General features: G+C 65.0%; 18 protein-coding genes. 13 read left to right on the plus strand and 5 right to left on the minus strand.

What is annotated here, in order from left to right; translation table 11 throughout:
• The first annotated feature begins 59 nt into the window (after positions 1 to 59).
• Positions 60 to 4,040: an FtsK/SpoIIIE family DNA translocase gene (locus G5S42_RS24905; RefSeq protein ID WP_176109192.1), complete on the plus strand. Its 3,981-nt coding sequence runs from the start codon at positions 60 to 62 to the stop codon at positions 4,038 to 4,040.
• A gap of 105 nt (positions 4,041 to 4,145) precedes the next feature.
• Here the strand turns inward: G5S42_RS24905 and G5S42_RS24910 are convergent, their stop codons facing one another.
• A complete protein-coding gene (locus G5S42_RS24910) occupies positions 4,146 to 5,465 on the minus strand; it encodes a lactonase family protein (protein ID WP_246392071.1) in 1,320 nt (439 codons plus the stop codon).
• Positions 5,466 to 5,732: 267 nt separating this feature from the next.
• Between G5S42_RS24910 and G5S42_RS24915 the strand changes: the two genes are divergently transcribed.
• Complete coding sequence (locus G5S42_RS24915) at positions 5,733 to 5,885, plus strand: DUF3096 domain-containing protein (RefSeq protein WP_013088853.1); 153 nt, start codon at positions 5,733 to 5,735, stop codon at positions 5,883 to 5,885.
• 236 nt (positions 5,886 to 6,121) lie between these two features.
• Here G5S42_RS24915 and G5S42_RS24920 read toward each other — a convergent pair whose 3' ends face one another.
• Positions 6,122 to 6,367 carry a hypothetical protein gene (locus tag G5S42_RS24920; RefSeq protein WP_176109194.1) on the minus strand — a complete coding sequence of 82 codons (246 nt, stop codon included), beginning with the start codon at positions 6,365 to 6,367 and terminating at the stop codon, positions 6,122 to 6,124.
• Positions 6,368 to 6,402: 35 nt separating this feature from the next.
• Between G5S42_RS24920 and G5S42_RS24925 the strand changes: the two genes are divergently transcribed.
• From G5S42_RS24925 to G5S42_RS24935, 3 genes are all read left to right on the plus strand, one after another.
• A complete protein-coding gene (locus G5S42_RS24925) occupies positions 6,403 to 6,543 on the plus strand; it encodes a hypothetical protein (RefSeq protein WP_176109195.1) in 141 nt (46 codons plus the stop codon).
• A 69-nt stretch (positions 6,544 to 6,612) separates the two neighbouring features.
• Positions 6,613 to 8,502: a glycoside hydrolase family 15 protein gene (locus G5S42_RS24930; RefSeq protein ID WP_176109196.1), complete on the plus strand. Its 1,890-nt coding sequence runs from the start codon at positions 6,613 to 6,615 to the stop codon at positions 8,500 to 8,502.
• Positions 8,503 to 8,681: 179 nt separating this feature from the next.
• A complete protein-coding gene (locus G5S42_RS24935) occupies positions 8,682 to 9,959 on the plus strand; it encodes a polyhydroxyalkanoate depolymerase (protein WP_176109197.1) in 1,278 nt (425 codons plus the stop codon).
• Positions 9,960 to 10,082: 123 nt separating this feature from the next.
• Here the strand turns inward: G5S42_RS24935 and G5S42_RS24940 are convergent, their stop codons facing one another.
• Complete coding sequence (locus tag G5S42_RS24940) at positions 10,083 to 10,715, minus strand: TetR/AcrR family transcriptional regulator (RefSeq protein ID WP_176109198.1); 633 nt, start codon at positions 10,713 to 10,715, stop codon at positions 10,083 to 10,085.
• A 241-nt stretch (positions 10,716 to 10,956) separates the two neighbouring features.
• On the opposite strand from G5S42_RS24940, the gene rsxB reads away from it, so the two are divergent.
• The 3 genes from rsxB to G5S42_RS24955 all read left to right on the plus strand — a co-directional run bounded on the left by rsxB (position 10,957) and on the right by G5S42_RS24955 (position 13,121).
• Positions 10,957 to 11,862: an electron transport complex subunit RsxB gene (rsxB, locus tag G5S42_RS24945; RefSeq protein WP_176109199.1), complete on the plus strand. Its 906-nt coding sequence runs from the start codon at positions 10,957 to 10,959 to the stop codon at positions 11,860 to 11,862.
• Positions 11,863 to 11,905: 43 nt separating this feature from the next.
• Positions 11,906 to 12,550: an endonuclease III gene (gene nth / locus G5S42_RS24950; protein ID WP_176109200.1), complete on the plus strand. Its 645-nt coding sequence runs from the start codon at positions 11,906 to 11,908 to the stop codon at positions 12,548 to 12,550.
• Positions 12,551 to 12,686: 136 nt separating this feature from the next.
• A complete protein-coding gene (locus tag G5S42_RS24955) occupies positions 12,687 to 13,121 on the plus strand; it encodes a DUF1841 family protein (protein WP_176109201.1) in 435 nt (144 codons plus the stop codon).
• A gap of 100 nt (positions 13,122 to 13,221) precedes the next feature.
• On the opposite strand, the gene G5S42_RS24960 is transcribed toward G5S42_RS24955, so the two are convergent.
• Together G5S42_RS24960 and G5S42_RS24965 are read right to left on the minus strand one after the other, a co-directional pair.
• Entirely contained in the window at positions 13,222 to 13,602 is a 381-nt protein-coding gene (locus tag G5S42_RS24960; RefSeq protein ID WP_176109202.1) for a c-type cytochrome, read from the minus strand.
• 46 nt (positions 13,603 to 13,648) lie between these two features.
• Complete coding sequence (locus G5S42_RS24965) at positions 13,649 to 14,017, minus strand: c-type cytochrome (protein ID WP_013088844.1); 369 nt, start codon at positions 14,015 to 14,017, stop codon at positions 13,649 to 13,651.
• A 316-nt stretch (positions 14,018 to 14,333) separates the two neighbouring features.
• On the opposite strand from G5S42_RS24965, the gene G5S42_RS24970 reads away from it, so the two are divergent.
• The 5 genes from G5S42_RS24970 (at position 14,334) to G5S42_RS24990 (ending at position 19,487) form a co-directional block, all read left to right on the plus strand.
• Positions 14,334 to 15,176 carry an AAA family ATPase gene (locus G5S42_RS24970; RefSeq protein WP_176109203.1) on the plus strand — a complete coding sequence of 281 codons (843 nt, stop codon included), beginning with the start codon at positions 14,334 to 14,336 and terminating at the stop codon, positions 15,174 to 15,176.
• A gap of 28 nt (positions 15,177 to 15,204) precedes the next feature.
• On the plus strand, positions 15,205 to 16,380 hold the full coding sequence (locus G5S42_RS24975; protein ID WP_176109204.1) for a vWA domain-containing protein: 1,176 nt from the start codon (positions 15,205 to 15,207) through the stop codon (positions 16,378 to 16,380).
• Positions 16,381 to 16,448: 68 nt separating this feature from the next.
• Entirely contained in the window at positions 16,449 to 17,666 is a 1,218-nt protein-coding gene (locus G5S42_RS24980) for a benzoate/H(+) symporter BenE family transporter (protein WP_176109205.1), read from the plus strand.
• 224 nt (positions 17,667 to 17,890) lie between these two features.
• A complete protein-coding gene (gene tal, locus G5S42_RS24985; RefSeq protein ID WP_176109206.1) occupies positions 17,891 to 18,844 on the plus strand; it encodes a transaldolase in 954 nt (317 codons plus the stop codon).
• A gap of 223 nt (positions 18,845 to 19,067) precedes the next feature.
• A complete protein-coding gene (locus tag G5S42_RS24990) occupies positions 19,068 to 19,487 on the plus strand; it encodes a VOC family protein (RefSeq protein ID WP_176109207.1) in 420 nt (139 codons plus the stop codon).
• Positions 19,488 to 19,509: the final 22 nt, after the last annotated feature.

A 19,509-nucleotide genomic window follows, 5' to 3' on the forward strand; every position in this document is an offset into this window, starting at 1 on the left:
GCCGTTTAAACTCGACGGATTGCGCTTCTCGCGCGCTCCGTCATTCGTAGATGTCTGGTATGCACACGGTAGTTTTCGGCTGGTTCGGCGGGTCGGCCGTCTGGTTCATTCCTCTTTTGTGGCGCCTCGTGAAGTCGATGCTGCCGGGCGGTGCGGGTCTGCGCGGCCCCGGCACGATCCGGCTGTGGCTCGGCTTCGTCTGCGTGCTGATCGCGAGTTGCACGCTCGAGGGCTCGCTGATCGGCATTGCCGGCGTCAATGGTTTCGGTCATGCGCTGGCCGCCGGGCTTGGGCGTCTGCTCGGCCATATCGGCACGCCGCTCGCGGCGCTCGCGCTGCTCCTGATCAGCCTGCCCTGGCTCATCGACTTCCGCTGGAGCGAGGTCGCCGCCTGGGCCGACGGCGCGTTCGGCCTCGGGTTGTCGCGCGGACTCGCGAAGCGAGACGAGGATGCGCGCCGCCACCGCACCGTCGACGACGGCGCGCCGTCGCACGTTTCGCCCGCTACCAACACGATGGCGCCGCGCAACAGCAAGGGTCGCTACGCGCGGCCGACGGTGTGGCGTCCGCCCGCGAGCGGGCGCGGCGTGGGCGCCGCCGCTGCGGGCAGTGCCGCGGCTGGCGTCGCGGGTAGCAAGGAGGCTGCCGCCCGTGGCGCCGGCGCAAAGTGGCGCGCCGATGCGGCCGCTGGCGCGGCGCGTGGGCCGGCCAGGCAGATCGAGCCGGTGTTGCGCACGGGGTCGAGCGCGCCGCTGCGTCCGGGAGCGTCGATGGCAACGCAGGCGCCACCGGTGGACAAAGCTCCGGACAGGTCCACGGCACCATTCGTGCCGACCGAGCCGGTCGCGCCGGCGGGTTGGCTGCGCACGACGGAGCCGCGCGCGGCGACCGCGGCGGGATCGCCGGGTGCATCGGCTTCATCGGGCATGTCGGTTCATGATAGCGCTGCGCAGGCCGGTCGGCGCTCGGTCGGCGAACAGCGCGTGGCCGCGCCGTTCGGCTCCAGCGCCGCATTGGCGGCGACGGCCGCCAATGCGGCCGGCGTGTCGGCGCGAGCGGCACAGGCCATGGCGGGCCGGTCCGCCACGTCGGGCGCCGGGATCGGCATGACGGCGGGATCCATGAATGCCGCGGGCCGCGGCAGCCGTCCGTCGCCGCTGCCACGTCCAGCAGACGGCAGCGCGCCGCTCAATCGCGGCGCGACTCCGCGTCAGCCGTTCCCGGCGGCTCAGCGCGCCAACGGTGTCACATTGCCGTCGACCGTGCGCCGCCCTACGCCGGACTTCACGCGAACGATGGCGAACGCGTCGACGGTCGCGCCGCCGGCGAGCGTCGAGGAAACGCTGCGCAGCATCGCGGAAAACACCGCGCGCTGGACCGACATGGCCGGCGTGAGCCTCGCGCGCAGCCGTGGCGGCGATGGCGCAAAGATTGGCGACGTGGAACGTATGTTGACAACGTTCGACGTGCCGCCGGCGCTGCCGGACGTGCTGCCTGTCGAAAACGGCGAGACGGTGTCGCCGGCGCAGTCGCAGCAAGAAGCGTCACCTGTGGAGTTGCCGGCTGAGCATGAGGTGGTCGAGTCCGACACGTCGGTCGAGAGCGCCAACGAAGCGGTTGCGCAATGGCCGACCGAACCGCCGGTCATTCATCCGCCGCTCACGGCCGCGCCGCTGACGACGCCTGCGATCGAGCCGGTGGCCGGCGTGGCGGCTGCGGCTGTGGCTGTCGAATCCGCGATTGCAGAGCCCGCGTCTGTCGCAGAGACGCCGGCCGATCCCGTGTGCGCGGACGCTGTCACCGGCACGCCCGCGGTTGTCGAGCCGTCGGCATCCGCTGCGGCTGAGCCTGCCGCCGCGGAACCTGCTGCAAGCGCGCCGCAACACGAGGCGGCGAGGGCGACGCCGTTCCAGCGCTTTGCAGCCAGCTTGCAGGACGACGCTACGCACGAAGACGTACCGGCGATCGAAGACCGGACGACGACAAACCCCAGCGTCCCGTCATCGCAGGGGGAAGAATCCGCGCGAACCGTCGAACCTGCGACCGCCGACACCGCGACACCGAAGCAAGAGCCGGCCCCTGTCGCCGAAATCGTCATCGACAAAACGCTCGTGCCTTGGGAGAGCAAACTCGGCCCGACCGCGAACGAAGGCGCGCGGCCAGGTGAGCCAGCAACGCCGCCGACGCATGCGACGTCGCTCGCCCCTGCCCTGCCCGCTGCGACCGAGCCCGCGATCGACCCCACGAACGCCTCGCCGTCGTCGACTTCAACGAGCGCGGCGAACCTGGCTACACCGGCAACCGCCCCAGCCGTCGTCTCGAACGTGGTCCGTTTCCCTGGCGTTGCCGCGCCGGCGACCAGCATCGAGCCTTCGCTCGACGCAAACGCGACGTATGTCACGAACACACCGGCAGCCGAACCGTCACCCACTCCGTCGCCTGCTTCCGCGCCCACACCGCAACCGCTGACCCAACCCGCCACCGAGCCCGCCGCCCGCGCGCCGCTGCGCGGCCACGCGCCGGTCAACGGCTTCGAGTTCCATGCGCCGGCTGCATCGATGGTCGAACTGCCGACGCTCGATCTGCTCGCCCCCGCCGACGCCGACGTCGAGCCGATCTCGGACGAAAAGCTCCGCGAAACCGGCCAGCTGATCGAGCAGCGCCTGCAGGAATTCAAGGTGCCGGTGACGGTAGTCGGCGCATCGGCGGGTCCGGTCATCACGCGCTTCGAAGTCGAACCGGCGCTCGGCGTGCGCGGCAGCCAGATCGTCGGTCTGATGAAGGACCTGTCGCGCGGTCTCGGTCTCACGTCGATCCGCGTGGTCGAAACGATTCCAGGCAAGACCTGCATGGGCCTCGAACTGCCAAACGCGAAGCGGCAGACGATCCGGCTCTCCGAAATCCTCGAAGCGAGCGTCTACCAGAACTCGCACTCGCAACTGACGCTTGCGATGGGCAAGGACATCACCGGCCATCCGGTCGTCGCCGATCTCGCGAAGGCGCCGCACATGCTAGTGGCGGGCACGACCGGTTCGGGCAAGTCGGTCGCGATCAACGCGATGATCTGCTCGCTGCTGTTCAAGGCGACGCCCGAGGAAGTACGTCTGATCATGATCGACCCGAAGATGCTCGAGCTTTCGGTCTACGAAGGGATTCCGCATCTGCTCGCGCCGGTCGTCACCGACATGAAGCTCGCGGCCAATGCGCTGAACTGGTGCGTCGGCGAAATGGAGAAGCGCTACCGGCTGATGTCGGCGGTCGGCGTGCGCAATCTCGCGGGCTTCAACCAGAAGATCCGCGACACCGAGGCGAAGGGCAAGAAGCTCGGCAACCCGTTCTCGCTCACGCCCGATGCACCCGAGCCGCTCGCGCCGCTGCCGCTGATCGTCGTCGTCATCGACGAGCTCGCCGACCTGATGATGGTCGCCGGCAAAAAGATCGAGGAACTGATCGCGCGGCTCGCGCAGAAGGCGCGCGCGGCCGGCATCCACCTGATCCTCGCGACGCAGCGGCCGTCCGTCGACGTGATTACCGGTCTCATCAAGGCGAACATTCCGACCCGCGTCGCGTTCCAGGTGTCGTCGAAGATCGACTCGCGCACGATTCTCGACCAGATGGGCGCCGAGTCGCTGCTCGGCCAGGGTGACATGCTGTTCCTGCCGCCGGGCACGGGCTACCCGCAGCGCGTGCACGGCGCGTTCGTCGCCGACGAGGAAGTGCATGCGATCGTCGAGTATCTGAAGCAGTTCGGCGAGCCGCAATACGAAGAAGGCATTCTCGACGGCCCGGCCACCGATGGCGGCGCGGCCCAGGACCTGTTCGGCGAAGCGCCGGATGCGGAAGCCGATCCGCTGTATGACGAAGCGGTCGCGTTCGTCGTGCGCACGCGGCGCGCGTCGATCTCGTCGGTGCAGCGGCAATTGCGCATCGGCTATAACCGCGCGGCGCGGCTCGTCGAACAGATGGAGACGGCCGGGCTCGTGTCGGCGATGAGCATCAACGGCAGCCGCGAAGTGCTGGCGCCGGGGCCGGCGGAATGAGCGGCCGGTGAATCGCCAGGCCGGGTCGGCAACGACACGGGCGAAAAAAGCGGACAGCCTCACGATGTGAGCTGTCCGTTTTTCTTTACCCGCGCGCGCCGTGCGTCATGACGGCGACACCAGCTTGAAATCGACCGGCGAGCCGAGCTCGAAATGCTGCTTCGGATTCGGATCGAGCAGCCCCGTCTGCTGATCGCGCTTGAACACGTAGACCGTGTCGCTCAACTGATTGCCGACGATCAGCCAGTTGCCGGTCGGATCGATGGTGAACTCGCGCGGCGATTTGCCGAGGCTCGATTGCCGGCCGATCTGCTTCAGATGCCCATTGGCGGGATCGACCGAGAACATCACGATCTCGTTCGCGTCGCCGCGATTGGACGCATACACGAAGCGTCCGTCCGGCGACATGTGGATCGCCGCCGCGGCCACCTGCCCCTTGAAGCCGGGCTCGCTCAATGGCAACGTCTGCACGAGCTTCAGTCTGCCGTCCTGGTAGTCGAACGTGCTGACGGTCGCCGCGAGTTCGCTCGTCAGATAGGCGTGCCTGCCGTTGGCGCTGAAGATCAGATGGCGTGGACCCGTGCCGGCTTTCTGCTGCGCGTAGCCCCAGTCCGTCACGACGAACGGGCCCGCGCCGGCGCTGCTCTGCGGCGCGTAACGGTACGAGTACAGCTTGTCGGCGCCGAGATCCTGCGCGAACAGATAGTGGCCGTCAGGCGAGAACACGGTCGAATGCACGTGCGAGTTATCCTGCCGCCCTTTCACCGGCCCGCCGCCCTCGTGATGCACGGTCTGCACCGAGGCGCCCACCTGGCCGTTCGCCTGCAGCGGAAACACCGCGAAGCTGCCGCCCGGGTCGGGCGCGACCGAATAGTTCGCGGTCAGCAGATACTTGCCGTCCGGCGAGATGCTCAGATAGCACGGGTCATTGCCATCGGACGACACCTTGTTCAGAAACGTCAGTTGGCCGCGCGCGGCATCGAAGCCGAACGCGCTGATGTTGCCGCGCTGCGTGGCCGGGCCATTATCGCCGGGCAGTTCGTTGACCGAATAGACGAAGCGGCGGTCACGGCTCACGACCAGAAACGATGGATTGACCGTCTGCGCGACCGACACCTGGGTCGCCGCGCCGGTCTTCGTGTCGAAGCGAAACACGTAGATGCCCTCGCTCTTGCCGCTGGTGTAAGTGCCGACCAGCATCGTATAGACGCCGTCCGCGGGGACCGGGCCAGAATCTTGCGCATACGCGTGCGAAGCAAGCATCGAAACCATGAGCAGGAAACCTTTTATCATCGAACGGGCGACGCGGTCCGCGCCACGCGGACCGGAACCCTGTACGGCAACACTGGCAAGAACAGAAGTAAAAGCAGAAGCCGGAACTGGGCGCGCGGCGACACACCCGGCGGCACGGCGACGGTGAAGCATGAGTCCTCCTCGACATCGGTTGTCTGTACGGGCTCGCGTATGAGCCGGGGTACGAGCGGTTATAACGGTGTCTGGTCTGCCGCGCCGCGAATCGAGCGTCGTTCCGCGTTGTTGTTGTCGAAGTCAGTATAAGAGCGTTAGGTCGGATCATGCAGTGAATCCACCGCTGACGCGCGGGCTGCGCCAGCGGCTTTGCTCCCGCAAGCCGGGGCGGTTTTTCAAGAGTTTTCTCAATCGCGCATCACGCGTGTCAACCACGGAGTCTCCATGAACGTCACTCTCAGCCTGGGCCCGCTCGTTTCGCTGATCGCCGGCATCCTGATCCTGATCATGCCGCGCCTGTTGAACTACATCGTCGCGCTTTACCTGATCATCATCGGCATCATCGGAATCTTCGGCGTGGGCTCGTCGCATCTGTAAGCGACAGGCGACGCGATACCCGGGCGCGGTATTTGCGCCCGGTCTCGAGATCAATTTGCGAGAAAAGAGGGTTCGCGCGGTGCCAGCGGCACTCGCACGCATGAAAGCGCGGCCTGGGTCACGCGGTGACATAGGCGGAAAGCGGGCATCGCGCCACGCGAACAATCGACGTGACGTGGCGCGAAGATGCGGATACGCGAGCAGCAGCCCGCGCTACGAACGCTCGGTGCGGCCGCTCAACCGTTTGCCAGTTGTTCGAGGCGCAAGCGCCCCTGCAACGACAGCGCGCCGACCGCATAATGATCGGCATTCTGCTGATAGCGCCGGAAGCAGGCCCGCTCGACCAGGAAGGACGCGGCAGCCAGCATGCCGTTGCGGCTCAATCCGAGCCGGTCATGATCGAGTGGCAGCATGGAGTCGCCGGCAAGCTGGCTGGCGGCCGAGAGAATCGTGATGCAATCGGATTTCGAAGGGTTCAGCATGGCTTTCGTCCTCGGAAACGGCGTCTGCATGCGCCATGAGCAAGGCCGATTCGCAGTCCGGCAGGTCACCGGACATCGGCATGAAATCTGATTTTATGCATGGATTTGACAATTTTCCAACCCGCGTTTTGCCGCACTATGCGGTGAACCAAACACTGCCGATCGTGGTCCGGTAATTAACACCCACTCGAAGCGCGGCTGCTGTCGCCATCCGTAATAACGACTCGTTTTTCGACACGCTTTCCATGCCTGCACACCTCGAAGACTACGCACTCATCGGCGACGGCCATACCGCCGCGCTCATCTCCCGCGAGGGGTCCGTCGACTGGCTCTGCTGGCCGCGTTTCGACTCGGGCGCCTGCTTCGCCGCGCTGCTCGGCACGCCCGACAACGGTCGCTGGCAGATCGCCCCCGCCACCCGGGGGGAGCACGGCGCGCCGACCATTACGCGGCGCTATCGCGGTGAAACGCTGATCCTCGAAACCGACTTCGAAACGCCCGACGGCGCCGTCACGCTGATCGATTTCATGCCGCCAGGCAACGGCTGGTCGGAGCTGATCCGCATCGTCGTCGGCAAGCGCGGCACCGTGCGCATGAAGATGGAACTCGTGCTGCGCTTCGACTACGGCTTCTCGATCCCATGGGTCGACAAGCTCAAGCACGACAGCGGCATCAAGGCGATCGTCGGCCCCGACACCGCGGTGTTGCGCACGCCGGTCGAACTGCACGGCGAAGATATGAAGACCGTCGCGGAATTTACGGTGACCGCGGGCGAGCGCGTGCCGTTCTCGCTCGCGTATGCGGCGTCGCATCTGCGCATTCCGCCCGCGCGCGACCCGCACACGTCACTCGCGCGCACCGAGAACCACTGGCTCGAATGGGCGGCGCGCGGGACTGTCGAAGGACGCTGGGCCGAGCCGATCCGCCGTTCGCTGATCACACTGCGCGCGCTCGCCTACGAGCCGACCGGCGGCATCGTCGCGGCGCCTACCACGTCGCTGCCGGAGAAGCTCGGCGGCACGCGCAACTGGGACTATCGATACTGCTGGCTGCGCGACGCGACCATCACGCTGCTCGCGATGATGCGCGGCGGCTACTACGACGAGGCGCGCGCCTGGCGCAGCTGGCTCGGCCGCGTGATGGCGGGCGCGCCGGACCAGTTGCAGATCATGTACGGCATCGGCGGCGAGCGACGCCTGCCCGAATTCGAAATCGACTGGCTGCCCGGCTACGAGGGCGCGAAACCGGTGCGCATCGGCAACAACGCGGTCGGGCAGCTTCAGCTCGACGTCTACGGCGAAGTGATGAATGCGCTGCATCTCGCGCGCGTGGGCGGCCTGCAGGCGGACGTCACCGCGTGGAGCGTGCAGCGCGCGATGCTCGCGCATCTGACCACGATCTGGCGCGAACCCGACGAAGGCATCTGGGAGACGCGCGGCGGCCGCGAGCATTTCACGTTCTCGAAGGTGATGGCGTGGGTCGCGTTCGATCGCGCGATCCGCTCGGCCGAAATGTTCAAGCTCGACGGCCCGCTCGACGAATGGCGCGCGACGCGCGACACGATCCACGCCGAGGTCTGCGAGAAGGCGTGGAATCCGAAGCTGAACGCGTTCTCGCAGTCCTACGGCAGCGACCAGCTCGACGCGAGCGTGCTGCTGATGCCGCTGGTCGCCTTCCTGCCGCCGCAGGACCCGCGCATCAAGGGCACCGTCGAGGCGATCGAGCGAGATCTGATGCACGGCGGCTTCGTGATGCGCTACCGCACGACCGAATACGATGACGGCCTGCCGCCCGGAGAAGGCACCTTTCTTGCGTGTTCGTTCTGGATGGTGGATAACCTCGCGCTGCAGGGGCGCGTGCGGGAAGCGATCGAGATGTACGAGCGGCTGCTCGCGCTGTGCAACGACGTGGGCCTGCTGTCCGAGGAGTACGATCCGGTCGAAAAACGTCTGGTCGGCAATTTTCCGCAGGCGTTCTCGCACGTGGCGCTCGTGCACACCGGACTGAACCTGATGAAGCATGAGCAGGAAATGGCGCAGGCGACCGGCCATCCCGCGCATAACGGCATGCGCTCCACAGAGCTTGAGGTTCAGGCAAGCCCTTATAGCGGCGGGGCAGCATCGCCACTAGCATGACGCCGTGACAGTTTGCGTACACTGAATGCGAAAATTGTTGCATTGCACAAGATTGCTTTGTTCGATATTATCGATCCGACTGTCGGCCAACAACAATGTGCCCACAACCACAATGGCCCGCCGCAACGCTTCACGCGTGTTTGCGAAGCCCAATGCGAACCGCTTAAAACGGAGCAAACATGCTCTATCAACTGCACGAATTCAGCCGGGCGATGTTGAGCCCCCTCACCGCCTGGGCCCAGGCCGCATCGAAATCATTTGCGAATCCGGCCAGTCCGTTAGCCTATGTGCCGGGCGCCACACGCCTGTCCGCCGGCTACGAACTGCTTTACCGGCTCGGCAAGGATTACGAAAAGCCCGAGTTCAACATTCATCAGATTGTTAAAGACGGACATAACATTCCGATCGTCGAGCAGACGATCATCGAAAAGCCGTTCTGCCGTCTGATGCGCTTCAAGCGCTTCGCGGACGACAGCGAAGCTGTCAGCCAACTGAAAGACGAGCCGGTCGTGCTGGTCTGCGCACCGTTGTCAGGACACCACGCCACGCTGCTGCGGGACACCGTGCGCACGTTGCTGCAAGACCACAAGGTCTACATCACCGACTGGATCGACGCGCGCATGGTGCCGCTCGAGGCCGGCTGGTTCGGTCTGAACGACTACATCGCGTATATCCAGGAATTCATTCGCCATATCGGCGCGAAGAATCTGCACGTGATCTCGGTGTGCCAGCCGACCGTGCCGGTGCTCGCCGCCATTTCGCTGATGGCGAGCCGCGGCGAGGACACGCCGCGCACGATGACGATGATGGGCGGCCCAATCGACGCGCGAAAGAGCCCGACCTCGGTCAATTCGCTCGCCACGCAGCACTCATACGAGTGGTTCGAGAACAACGTGATCTTCACGGTACCGCCGAACTATCCGGGCACGGGCCGCAAGGTCTATCCGGGCTTCCTGCAGCACACGGGCTTCGTCGCGATGAATCCGGAGCGTCACGCGGCATCGCACTGGGATTTCTACCAGAGCCTGCTGCGCGGCGACGAGGACGACGCCGAAGCGCATCGCCGCTTCTACGACGAGTACAACGCGGTGCTCGACATGGATGCCGACTATTACCTCGACACGATCCGCGTCGTGTTCCAGGAATTCCGTCTTGCCGAAGGCACGTGGGTCGTCAACGGCGAACCGGTGCGGCCTCAGGACATCACGACGACCGCGCTGTTTACGATCGAAGGCGAGCTCGACGATATTTCCGGCGACGGCCAAACGTACGCGGCCCACGACCTGTGCAGCGGCATTGCGGCGAAGAACAAGCGTCACTTCACCGCGGAAAAATGCGGCCACTACGGCATTTTCTCGGGCCGCCGCTGGCGCACGATCATTTACCCGCAATTGCGCGACTTCATTCTCGAGCACAACAAGACTGCAAAAACGGCGAAAGAAAAAGTCGAAGCCTGAGCATTAAACTTGCAATAGCATATGAAAAGCCAACGGTCTCCTTCGAGGCCGTTGGCTTTTTTATCGCGCTTCATTCGTGATACTGATGTTCTGCCGCGGCGGCGATCACCGCAGCACGGGCCGTTACTTTCTCAACAGATACGCGAGCAGCAGTTCGGTATTCATCTGAATCACCTCGCTGCGTTCGGCGGCGCTGCTGAAATCGCGCCCGAGCGTCGCTTCGAGCGTGAAGCGGTTCGACACGATGTAGTAGCCCATGCCCGAAAGCGTCACGTAAAAACGCAGTGGGTCGATGTTGGTGCGAAACAGTCCCGCGCGTTGCCCGCGTTCGAGGATGCCGCCAAGCGTGGCGACGATCGGCGAGATCATTTCGCGTATGCGTGTCGACTTCTGCATATAGCGTGCTTCATGCAGATTCTCGTTGTTGATGAGTCGCAATAACTCGGGATGATCGCGGTAGTAGTCCCACACGAAATGTGCGAGACGTGTAACCGCCTCGACGGGCGCGACTCCGTTGAGTTCGAGCGTGCGTTCCGCTTCGTTGAGTGCGCTGAACGCGTGCTCGAGTACCGCGGTGAATAGCTGCTCCTTGCTACCGAAGTAGTAATAGAGCATGCGTTCATTGGTTTCGGCGCGGCGAGCGATCTGATCGACTCGTGCGCCGAACAGTCCTCCATTTGCAAACTCTTCCGCCGCCGCAAGCAAGATGCGGCGCCTCGTGCCTTCAGGATCTCTTTTGATTTTCGGCTGATTCATGGTGGCATCGTCTTCGTGAGCCGCGTTATCCGGATCGCGCCGCCGGCCTCTCCTCGAGCCTTTTTGTTGGCGGCGTTTAGCGGGCGCGTCGTGGTTGGGAAACACACCCTTTTCTGCGGACTTTCGAATGAAGCGCTTCGATTATGGCACATGGATTGCGAATGGCAATCCGGGAAATCGGCGATAATGTGCTATTTAGTTCAGGTCGTGCGCTCGCACGGCAAACCCCCGCGCCGTAACCGTGACAGACGTCAAAACACTCGCGGATCGCATCGAAGATCTGCTGCCCCAAACGCAATGCACGAAGTGCGGTTATCCCGCATGCCGTCCGTATGCCGAAGCCATCGCCAGCGGCGAGGCGAACTATAACCAGTGCCCGCCCGGCGGTGCCGAGGGCATCGCGCGCCTCGCCGCGCTACTCGGCAAACCGGTGATTCCGCTCAATTCCGCCAATGGCGTCGAACGTCCGCGCCCCTTGGCGGTTATCGACGAACAGGTGTGCATCGGCTGCACGCTGTGCATGCAGGCATGTCCGGTCGACGCGATAGTTGGCGCACCGAAACAGATGCACACCGTGATCGCCGAGCTCTGCACCGGCTGCGACCTGTGCGTGCCCCCCTGCCCGGTCGACTGCATCGCGATGCTGCCCGTCACCGGCGAGGCCACCGGCTGGGATGCATGGAGCCAGAGCGAGGCAGACGCGGCGCGGGCGCGTCATAACCGCCACGAGGGCCGTCTCGCGCGCGAGCGCAACGCCGCCGAAGCGCGTGCTGCGGCGCGGCGAGCCGCGAGTGCGAGCGCGCCGGCGGCGGCTGCGTCGGGCGCGGTTCCCGCGAGCGGCGCGACAACGCCGTCCGAGGCCCCGGCTACCCCGAGTGCGGACGACGCCGAAGCGAAAAAACGCGCGATCATCCAGGCCGCGCTCGAACGCGCGCGCAAGAAGAAAGAGGAGATGGCCGCGAAAGGCCAGGGGCCGCTGAACACCGAGAACGTCAGCGCCGACGTGCAGGCACAGATCGATGCAGCCGAAGCGCGCCGCCGCCGTCTCGGTCTTGCCAGCGGCGAGGGTACACACGGCTCGGAGCCGTCGTCCAACGAGTCCGACGAGTCAAAGCCGCCGTCCAGCTCGCCGCCGACCGCGCGCTGACCTCGCCCGCGCAACCCTTCTCACTCACACGGACCCGCTCCGAATGAACGCGAACAAACGCCGCGCGATCTACGAAACGCTTCAGAGCCTGAATCCGCACCCGACCACCGAACTCGAGTACACGACGCCGTTCGAACTGCTGATCGCGGTGCTGCTGTCGGCGCAAGCGACCGACGTGTCGGTCAACAAGGCGATGCGCAGGATGTTCCCCGTAGCGAACACACCGCAGAAGGTGTTCGACCTCGGCGAGGAAGGTGTCGCGAGCTATATCAAGACGATCGGCCTGTATCGCACGAAGGCGAAGAACGTGATCGCGACCTGTCGCATTCTGCTCGACCAGTACGGCGGCGAGGTGCCCGAGGATCGCGAGGCGCTCGAAGGGCTGCCGGGTGTCGGCCGCAAAACGGCCAACGTGATTCTGAACACCGCGTTCGGCCATCCGACCATCGCGGTCGACACGCACATATTCCGCGTCGCCAACCGCACCGGCCTCGCGCCCGGCAAGGACGTGCGCGCGGTCGAAGCAGCGCTCGAAAAATTCACGCCAGCCGAATTCAGGAAGGACGCGCACCACTGGCTGATCCTGCATGGACGCTACGTGTGCAAGGCGCGCCGCCCCGAATGCTGGCATTGCGTGATCGAGCCGCTGTGCGAGTTCCGGCCGAAGACCCCGCCGCCCGATCTTTAAGGGCAGCCCAACTCGAAACCCCAGACCGCGCGGCGCGCCTGCAGCCCGAACGGCCGCCGCGTAAAATGATGCTTTACACGCAGTGCGCCCCCCGTACACACGCCGTCGCGCCCCACTCCCACGCACCGGTTCCACGATGTTCAATCCCAGCCGCGACGAAGTTCGCCTCTTTTTCACCGACACCTGGCGCAAACAGCGCCAAGGCGAGATTCTGACGCCGCTCGAGGCGATCGCCGCCGACTGGATCGTCGAGCATCCGGAATATCACGCCGACCTCACCGACGCCCCCGCTGCGCAGGCGCAGGACTATTCGCCGGAGCGCGGCCAGACCAATCCGTTCCTGCATCTGTCGATGCATCTGGCGATCTCCGAACAGCTGTCGATCGATCAGCCGCCCGGCATTCGCGCCGCGCACGAGCGGCTCGCCGCACGCCTCGGCTCGACGCACGAGGCGCAGCACGCAATCATGGACTGCCTCGGCGAAACCATCTGGGAAGCGCAGCGCACCGGCACGCCGCCGGACACGGACGCGTATTTGCAGCGCATCGAACGGCGCGCGACGCGCGACTGAAGCGACCGCAAACCCCGGCTCGATGCCCTCAAAGCAAAACACCCCGCCAAGGCGGGGTGTTTTGCTTTTGAAGCCGCGGCGCGAAATCCGCGCCCTACGCTCACTTCTTCTGCACGAGGTCGCCTTCCAGCGATTCGACGTAAGCGGCGATGTCCTTCATGTCGCCTAGCGACAGGCTCTGCACCTGTGCCTGCATGATCGCGTTGTTGCGGCCGAGGTGCGGATTGCCGGTGCCCATCTGGTACTGACGCAGCGCCCAGTACACATAGTCGGAGTGCTGACCGGCCAGCTTCGGATACTCCGGGCTCACCGGCTTGTTCAGGCCGGGACCGTGGCAGGCCGCGCAGTTGTGACTGTCGGCGAGCACCTTGCCGTTGCCCGCGTCAGCCGCGTGAGCGACGTTCGCCACGGCCAGACCGATTACCGCCGCCGCGCCGACCGCCTTGAATACCGTGTGGAGTGCCTGTTGGGGCTTGATCATGAAATCTCCTATCCCGCGAATTGGATGTACTGGTGACCGACGCCGATCACTTGTCGGGATTGTTTTTCGAAGCGGCAGTTTGCGCTGCGTAGTAGGCGGCGATGTCGGCAATGTCCTGATCCGACAGCGACGTTGCGATTGCATGCATCGTGTCGAAATGGCGGTCGCCCTTCTTGTAGGCGCGCAGCGCGATCTCGAGGTAGGCCTGATTTTGCCCGCCGAGCTTCGGCACGCGGAAAACCTCTGGATAAGCCGTACGATATTCAGGGATGCCGTGGCAGCCGATACACATCGCGACCTTGTCCTGGCCCGCCTTGGCGTTGCCTACGACATCCGCTGCCTGCGCACTGACCGCGTACCCCGCGAGCACCGACAGCGCTGCGATCACGACGTGTTTGCCGACGAATTTATTCATAGATGTAACCTGGCTTGAGGGGAAACGGGTGCCCACAAAGGCAGCGGTCCGGCCGTTCTTCTTATGAGGTGGCCACGCAGGCCAAAAAAATCGGGCCCATTGTACCGCGACGCCGCGCCGAACGTCCACAACACGCGGGAGCCGCGCAACGCCCGTCTGGACGGGCCGCGCGCCATGCTCGCGGCGGCTTCGCGATGACGCCACAGCGGCGCCGGCGCGTCTACCCCGGCACGGCTGACAACATACGTGAGCCGGTTTCGGGCCAACAGGCCTTCTGACTTATACTGGGTTTTTTCCCGCACAAGAGCATCTCGCCATGCGTTTCGAAGGCTCATCGCAGTACGTCGCCACCGACGACCTCAAGCTCGCGGTCAACGCCGCGATGACGCTCAAGCGTCCGCTCCTGATCAAGGGCGAACCCGGCACCGGCAAGACCATGCTCGCCGAGGAAGTCGCCGCCGCGCTCGGCATGCCGCTCTTGCAATGGCACATCAAGTCGACCACCAAGGCCCAGCAGGGCTTGTACGAATACGACGCCGTGTCGCGACTGCGCGATTCGCAGCTCGGCGACGAACGCGTGAAGGACATCCGCAACTACATCGTCAAGGGTGTGCTGTGGCAGGCGTTCGAATCGGACGAGCAGAGCGTGCTGCTGATCGACGAGATCGACAAGGCCGACATCGAATTCCCGAACGACCTGCTGCGCGAACTCGACCGCATGGAGTTCTACGTGTACGAGACGCGCGAGCTGGTGCGCGCGAAGCATCGCCCGCTCGTGATCATCACGTCGAACAACGAGAAGGAATTGCCCGACGCGTTCCTGCGCCGCTGCTTCTTCCACTACATCAAGTTTCCGGACGCGACGACGATGCAGCAGATCGTCGACGTGCACTACCCCGGCATCAAGAAGGACCTGCTCGCCGCCGCACTGCAGAGCTTCTTCGAGCTGCGCAACGTCGCGGGGCTGAAGAAGAAGCCGTCCACCTCCGAACTGCTCGACTGGCTCAAGCTGCTGCTCGCCGAAGACATTCCGCCCGAAGCGCTGCGCTCGGCCGACCACAAGCAGATCGTGCCGCCGCTGCACGGCGCGCTGCTGAAGAACGAACAGGACGTGGGCCTGTTCGAGCGGCTGCTGTTCATGAACCGCAACAACCGTTGAGCGGGCACCGCGCCGCAGGACATCCAGCATGCTGATCGACTTCTTCTACTCGCTGCGCGCCGCCAAACTGCCGGTCTCGGTGAAGGAATACCTGACGCTGCTCGAAGCGCTGAAGGCCAACGTGATCGCGCCGTCGCTCGACGAGTTCTACTACCTGTCGCGCATCACGCTCGTGAAGGACGAGCAGTACTTCGACAAGTTCGACCAGGCGTTCGGCGCCTTTTTCAACGGGGTCGCGGCAAGCTCGGAGCTCGCGTTCGAGATTCCGCTCGACTGGCTGAAGAAGAAGCTGCAACGCGATCTGTCGCCCGAGGAAAAGGCGCAGATCGAGGCGATGGGCGGCATCGACAAGCTGATGGAGCGCCTGAAGGAACTGTTCGACGAGCAGAAGGAGCGCCACGAGGGCGGCAACAAATGGATCGGCACGGGCGGCACGTCGCCGTTCGGCAACGGCGGCTATAACCCCGAGGGTGTGCGCATCGGCGGCGACGCGACCGGCAATCGCACCGCCGTCAAGGTCTGGGAAGCGCGCGCGTACCGCGACTACGACGACCAGGTCGAGATCGGCACGCGCAACATCAAGGTTGCGCTGCGGCGCTTGCGCCGCTTCGCCCGCGAGGGCGCCGCGGAAGAGCTCGACCTGCCCGACACCATCCGCAGCACCGCCGCGAACGCCGGCTGGCTCGATCTGAAGATGGTGCCCGAGCGGCACAACAACGTGAAGGTGCTGATGCTGCTCGATGTCGGCGGCTCGATGGACGATCACGTGAAGCGCACCGAGGAGCTGTTCTCCGCCGCGAAGGCCGAGTTCAAGCACCTCGAGTTCTATTACTTCCACAACTGCGTGTACGACTTCCTGTGGAAGAACAACCGCCGCCGCCACGCCGAGCGCACGCCGACGTGGGACGTGCTGCACAAGTTCACGCCGGACTACAAGCTGATCTTCGTCGGCGACGCGACGATGAGCCCGTACGAAGTGTTGCAGCCGGGCGGCTCGGTCGAGTACAACAACGCCGAGGCCGGCGCGGTGTGGCTGCGCCGGCTCGCCGATCATTTCCCGCACTTCGCGTGGCTGAACCCGGAACCGGAAGCGCTGTGGCCATATCGGCAGTCGGTCAGCGCGATCCGCGAAGTGCTGGGCCACCGCATGTATCCGCTGACGCTCGCGGGCCTGGAGACGGCCATGCGGGTGCTGAGCAAGTGACCAGATAACGCCGCCGTTCCAACATCCCCGTCTTGACGCTTTAATTTCCACAACAAGAAAGCCCTCGCATGAGTTCGTCCCCGTCGCCCCAGCTGTCCCCCGCCGCGCCGCAGAGGCGCTTCAACCCGCTCGCCGATACGTCGCTGTCGACGATCGTCGCGGGCTTCGTCGCGGCGATGACCGGCTACACGAGCTCGCTCGTGCTGATGTTCCAGGCGGGCCAGGCCGCGCATCTGAGCGACGCGCAGATTTCGTCCTGGATCTGGGCGCTGTCGATCGGCATGGGCCTCTGCACGATCGGCCTGTCGCTGCGCTTTCGCGCGCCGATCGTGATCGCGTGGTCGACGCCGGGCGCGGCGCTGCTGGTGGCGTCGCTGCCGCATGTCGAGTATGCGCAGGCCATCGGCGCGTTCATCTTCTGCGCGGCGCTGCTGACGCTGGTCGGCGTCACCGGCTGGTTCGACGCGCTGATGAAGCGGATTCCGTCCGGCCTCGCGGCGGCGCTCCTCGCGGGCATCCTGTTCGAGATCGGCATCGAGATTTTCCGTGCCGCGCAGTACCAGACCGCGCTCGTGCTGACGATGTTCTTCACCTACCTGATCGTCAAACGGTTCGTGCCGCGTTACGCGATTCCGACCACGCTGGTGGTCGGCACGGCCGCGGCCGGCGGCCTCGGGCTGCTCGACTTCAGCCACTTTCACGTCGCGCTCGCGCATCCGGTGCTGACGATGCCGTCGTTTTCGGTGGCGGCGTGCGTGAGCATCGGCATTCCGCTGTTCGTGGTCGCGATGGCCTCGCAGAACGTGCCCGGCATCGCGGTGCTGCGCGCCGACGGCTATACGACCCCGTCCGCGCCGCTGATCGCGACGACCGGCGTCGCGTCGCTGCTGCTCGCGCCGTTCGGCTCGCACGGCATCAATCTTGCGGCGATCACGGCGGCGATCTGCACCGGCCCCGAAGCGCACGAAAACCCCGCGAGGCGCTACACGGCGGCCGTATGGGGCGGCATTTTCTATCTGCTCGCGGGGGTGTTCGGCGCGACGATCGCCGCGCTGTTCGCGGCGTTTCCGAAGGAACTGGTCGTCTCCGTCGCGGCGCTCGCACTATTTGGCTCGATCATGAGCGGCCTCGCCAATGCGATGCAGGATACGCGGCAGCGCGAGGCGGCGCTCGTTACGTTCATGGTGACCGCCTCGGGGCTCACGCTGCTGTCGATCGGCTCGGCATTCTGGGGGCTCGTCGCCGGCGTGATCACGCAAGTCGTGCTGAACGCGCGGCGCGTGTGAACGAATCGCCATGCCCGGCTGTCCGTACCCGGTGTTCATGCCGTCGTCGGCGATCCGCCATAGAATAGATGTATCCGGCAGCGTTTCCCGGCGCCATCGCGGGACGCGCTGCGGCTTGACCCGCGGCCGCCGGCGCCGGCTGATTGCTCTGTTTCGTCCAGCCGGCGCGGCGGCGTCCTCATTTCTCCTGAACCACGGCGCACACGCGCCCTGAAGGCCCGAACATGACAACCGCACTCGACCAACTCAAGCAATACACCACCGTGGTGGCCGACACTGGCGACTTCCAGCAGCTCGCGCAGTACAAGCCGCGCGATGCGACCACCAATCCGTCGCTGATTCTGAAGGCCGTGCAGAAAGACGACTACCGGCCGCTGCTCGAAAAGACCGTGAAGGCGCATGCGTCGAAACCGGTCGGTGCGATCATCGACCAGTTGCTGATCGCGTTCGGCACCGAAATCCTGAAGATCATCCCCGGGCGGGTGTCGACCGAAGTCGACGCGCGCCTGTCGTTCGACATCGAAGGCTCGATCAAGAAAGCCCATGAGCTGATCGCGCTGTACAAGGAGCACGGCGTCGAACGCGACCGCGTGCTGATCAAGCTCGCGTCGACGTGGGAAGGCGTGCGCGCGGCCGAGGTGCTGCAGAAGGAAGGCATCAGTTGCAACATGACGCTGCTGTTCTCGCTCCCGCAGGCGGCGGCCTGTGCAGAAGCTGGCGCGCAGCTGATCTCGCCGTTCGTCGGCCGCATCTACGACTGGTACAAGAAGAGCGCCGGCAGCGCGTGGGACGAAGCGAAAGACGGCGGCGCCAACGACCCGGGCGTCAAGTCGGTGCGCCGCATCTATGGGTATTACAAAAAGTTCGGCTACAAAACCGAAGTGATGGGCGCGAGCTTCCGCACAACCTCGCAGATCCTGGAACTGGCCGGCTGCGATCTGCTGACGATCAGCCCCGACCTGCTGCAAAAGCTGCACGACAGCACCGACAAGATCGAGCGCAAGCTGTCGCCGGAGGCGTCGCAGGACGCGGACATCGAGCGCGTGCCGGTCGACGAAAAGTCGTTCCGCTTCCTCGTCAACGACGACGCGATGGCGACCGAGAAGCTCGCCGAAGGCATTCGTACGTTCGCCGCTGACGCAATCAAGCTGGAAAAACTGATCGACACGCTGCGCTGAGGTGCCGCGGGCGGCGGACGTGGCTGGCTGCGTGACGCTCACGTTCACGCTCGCCGCGCCGCGCCCGCTCCGCTCGAAAGCGATCCATGACGAGCGGCGCCGAATCTCACGGTTCGGCGCCGCTCCTCGTTTACGCTGCGACTACAATCGACTGCACGCCCCTCCCCGCCTGAGCTGGCGAGGAACGAGGGCGCCCGCCCAACGCCTGACCAGGGAGACGATCATGTATGTTCAGCCCTACGTGTTCTTCAACGGCCGTTGCCAGGAAGCGCTCGACTACTACACCGACAAACTCGGCGCCCAGGTAACCTTCAAGATGCTGTTCAAGGACGCGCCACCCGACGCGCAAAACCCGCCACGCCCCGAACTCGCCGACAAGATCATGCACGCGAACGTGCAGCTGGGCTCGAGCACGTGGATGGCTTCCGACGGCAACTGCGATCCGGCGGCCGGCCCGTTCAATGGCTTCAGCCTGTCGCTGACCGTCGAAGACAGCGCGTCGGCGGAAAAATGCTTCAACGCGCTCGCCGATGGCGGCCAGGTCGTGATGCCGTTCCAGCCAACGTTCTGGAGCAAGGGCTTCGGAATGGTGGTGGACCGCTTCGGCATGATGTGGATGGTCACGCTGCCGCCGCAGGTTTGAGGCTTAGCGGCCGAGCGTTTGG

The organism is Paraburkholderia youngii (genome assembly GCF_013366925.1).
GTDB lineage: Bacteria > Pseudomonadota > Gammaproteobacteria > Burkholderiales > Burkholderiaceae > Paraburkholderia > Paraburkholderia youngii.

Excerpts from the sequence above, each read along its gene's own strand:
- G5S42_RS24975 (WP_176109204.1), top strand. The coding sequence starts at position 15,205 with ATGCTGATCGACTTCTTCTACTCGCTGCGCGCCGCCAAACTGCCGGTC.
- G5S42_RS24910 (WP_246392071.1), bottom strand. The coding sequence starts at position 5,465 with ATGCTTCACCGTCGCCGTGCCGCCGGGTGTGTCGCCGCGCGCCCAGTT.
- G5S42_RS24930 (WP_176109196.1), top strand. The coding sequence starts at position 6,613 with ATGCCTGCACACCTCGAAGACTACGCACTCATCGGCGACGGCCATACC.
- G5S42_RS24955 (WP_176109201.1), top strand. The coding sequence starts at position 12,687 with ATGTTCAATCCCAGCCGCGACGAAGTTCGCCTCTTTTTCACCGACACC.
- G5S42_RS24925 (WP_176109195.1), top strand. The coding sequence starts at position 6,403 with ATGAGCAAGGCCGATTCGCAGTCCGGCAGGTCACCGGACATCGGCATG.
- G5S42_RS24920 (WP_176109194.1), bottom strand. The coding sequence starts at position 6,367 with ATGCTGAACCCTTCGAAATCCGATTGCATCACGATTCTCTCGGCCGCC.
- G5S42_RS24935 (WP_176109197.1), top strand. The coding sequence starts at position 8,682 with ATGCTCTATCAACTGCACGAATTCAGCCGGGCGATGTTGAGCCCCCTC.
- G5S42_RS24940 (WP_176109198.1), bottom strand. The coding sequence starts at position 10,715 with ATGAATCAGCCGAAAATCAAAAGAGATCCTGAAGGCACGAGGCGCCGC.
- tal (WP_176109206.1), top strand. The coding sequence starts at position 17,891 with ATGACAACCGCACTCGACCAACTCAAGCAATACACCACCGTGGTGGCC.
- G5S42_RS24980 (WP_176109205.1), top strand. The coding sequence starts at position 16,449 with ATGAGTTCGTCCCCGTCGCCCCAGCTGTCCCCCGCCGCGCCGCAGAGG.
- G5S42_RS24915 (WP_013088853.1), top strand. The coding sequence starts at position 5,733 with ATGAACGTCACTCTCAGCCTGGGCCCGCTCGTTTCGCTGATCGCCGGC.
- nth (WP_176109200.1), top strand. The coding sequence starts at position 11,906 with ATGAACGCGAACAAACGCCGCGCGATCTACGAAACGCTTCAGAGCCTG.
- G5S42_RS24960 (WP_176109202.1), bottom strand. The coding sequence starts at position 13,602 with ATGATCAAGCCCCAACAGGCACTCCACACGGTATTCAAGGCGGTCGGC.
- G5S42_RS24965 (WP_013088844.1), bottom strand. The coding sequence starts at position 14,017 with ATGAATAAATTCGTCGGCAAACACGTCGTGATCGCAGCGCTGTCGGTG.
- G5S42_RS24905 (WP_176109192.1), top strand. The coding sequence starts at position 60 with ATGCACACGGTAGTTTTCGGCTGGTTCGGCGGGTCGGCCGTCTGGTTC.
- G5S42_RS24990 (WP_176109207.1), top strand. The coding sequence starts at position 19,068 with ATGTATGTTCAGCCCTACGTGTTCTTCAACGGCCGTTGCCAGGAAGCG.
- G5S42_RS24970 (WP_176109203.1), top strand. The coding sequence starts at position 14,334 with ATGCGTTTCGAAGGCTCATCGCAGTACGTCGCCACCGACGACCTCAAG.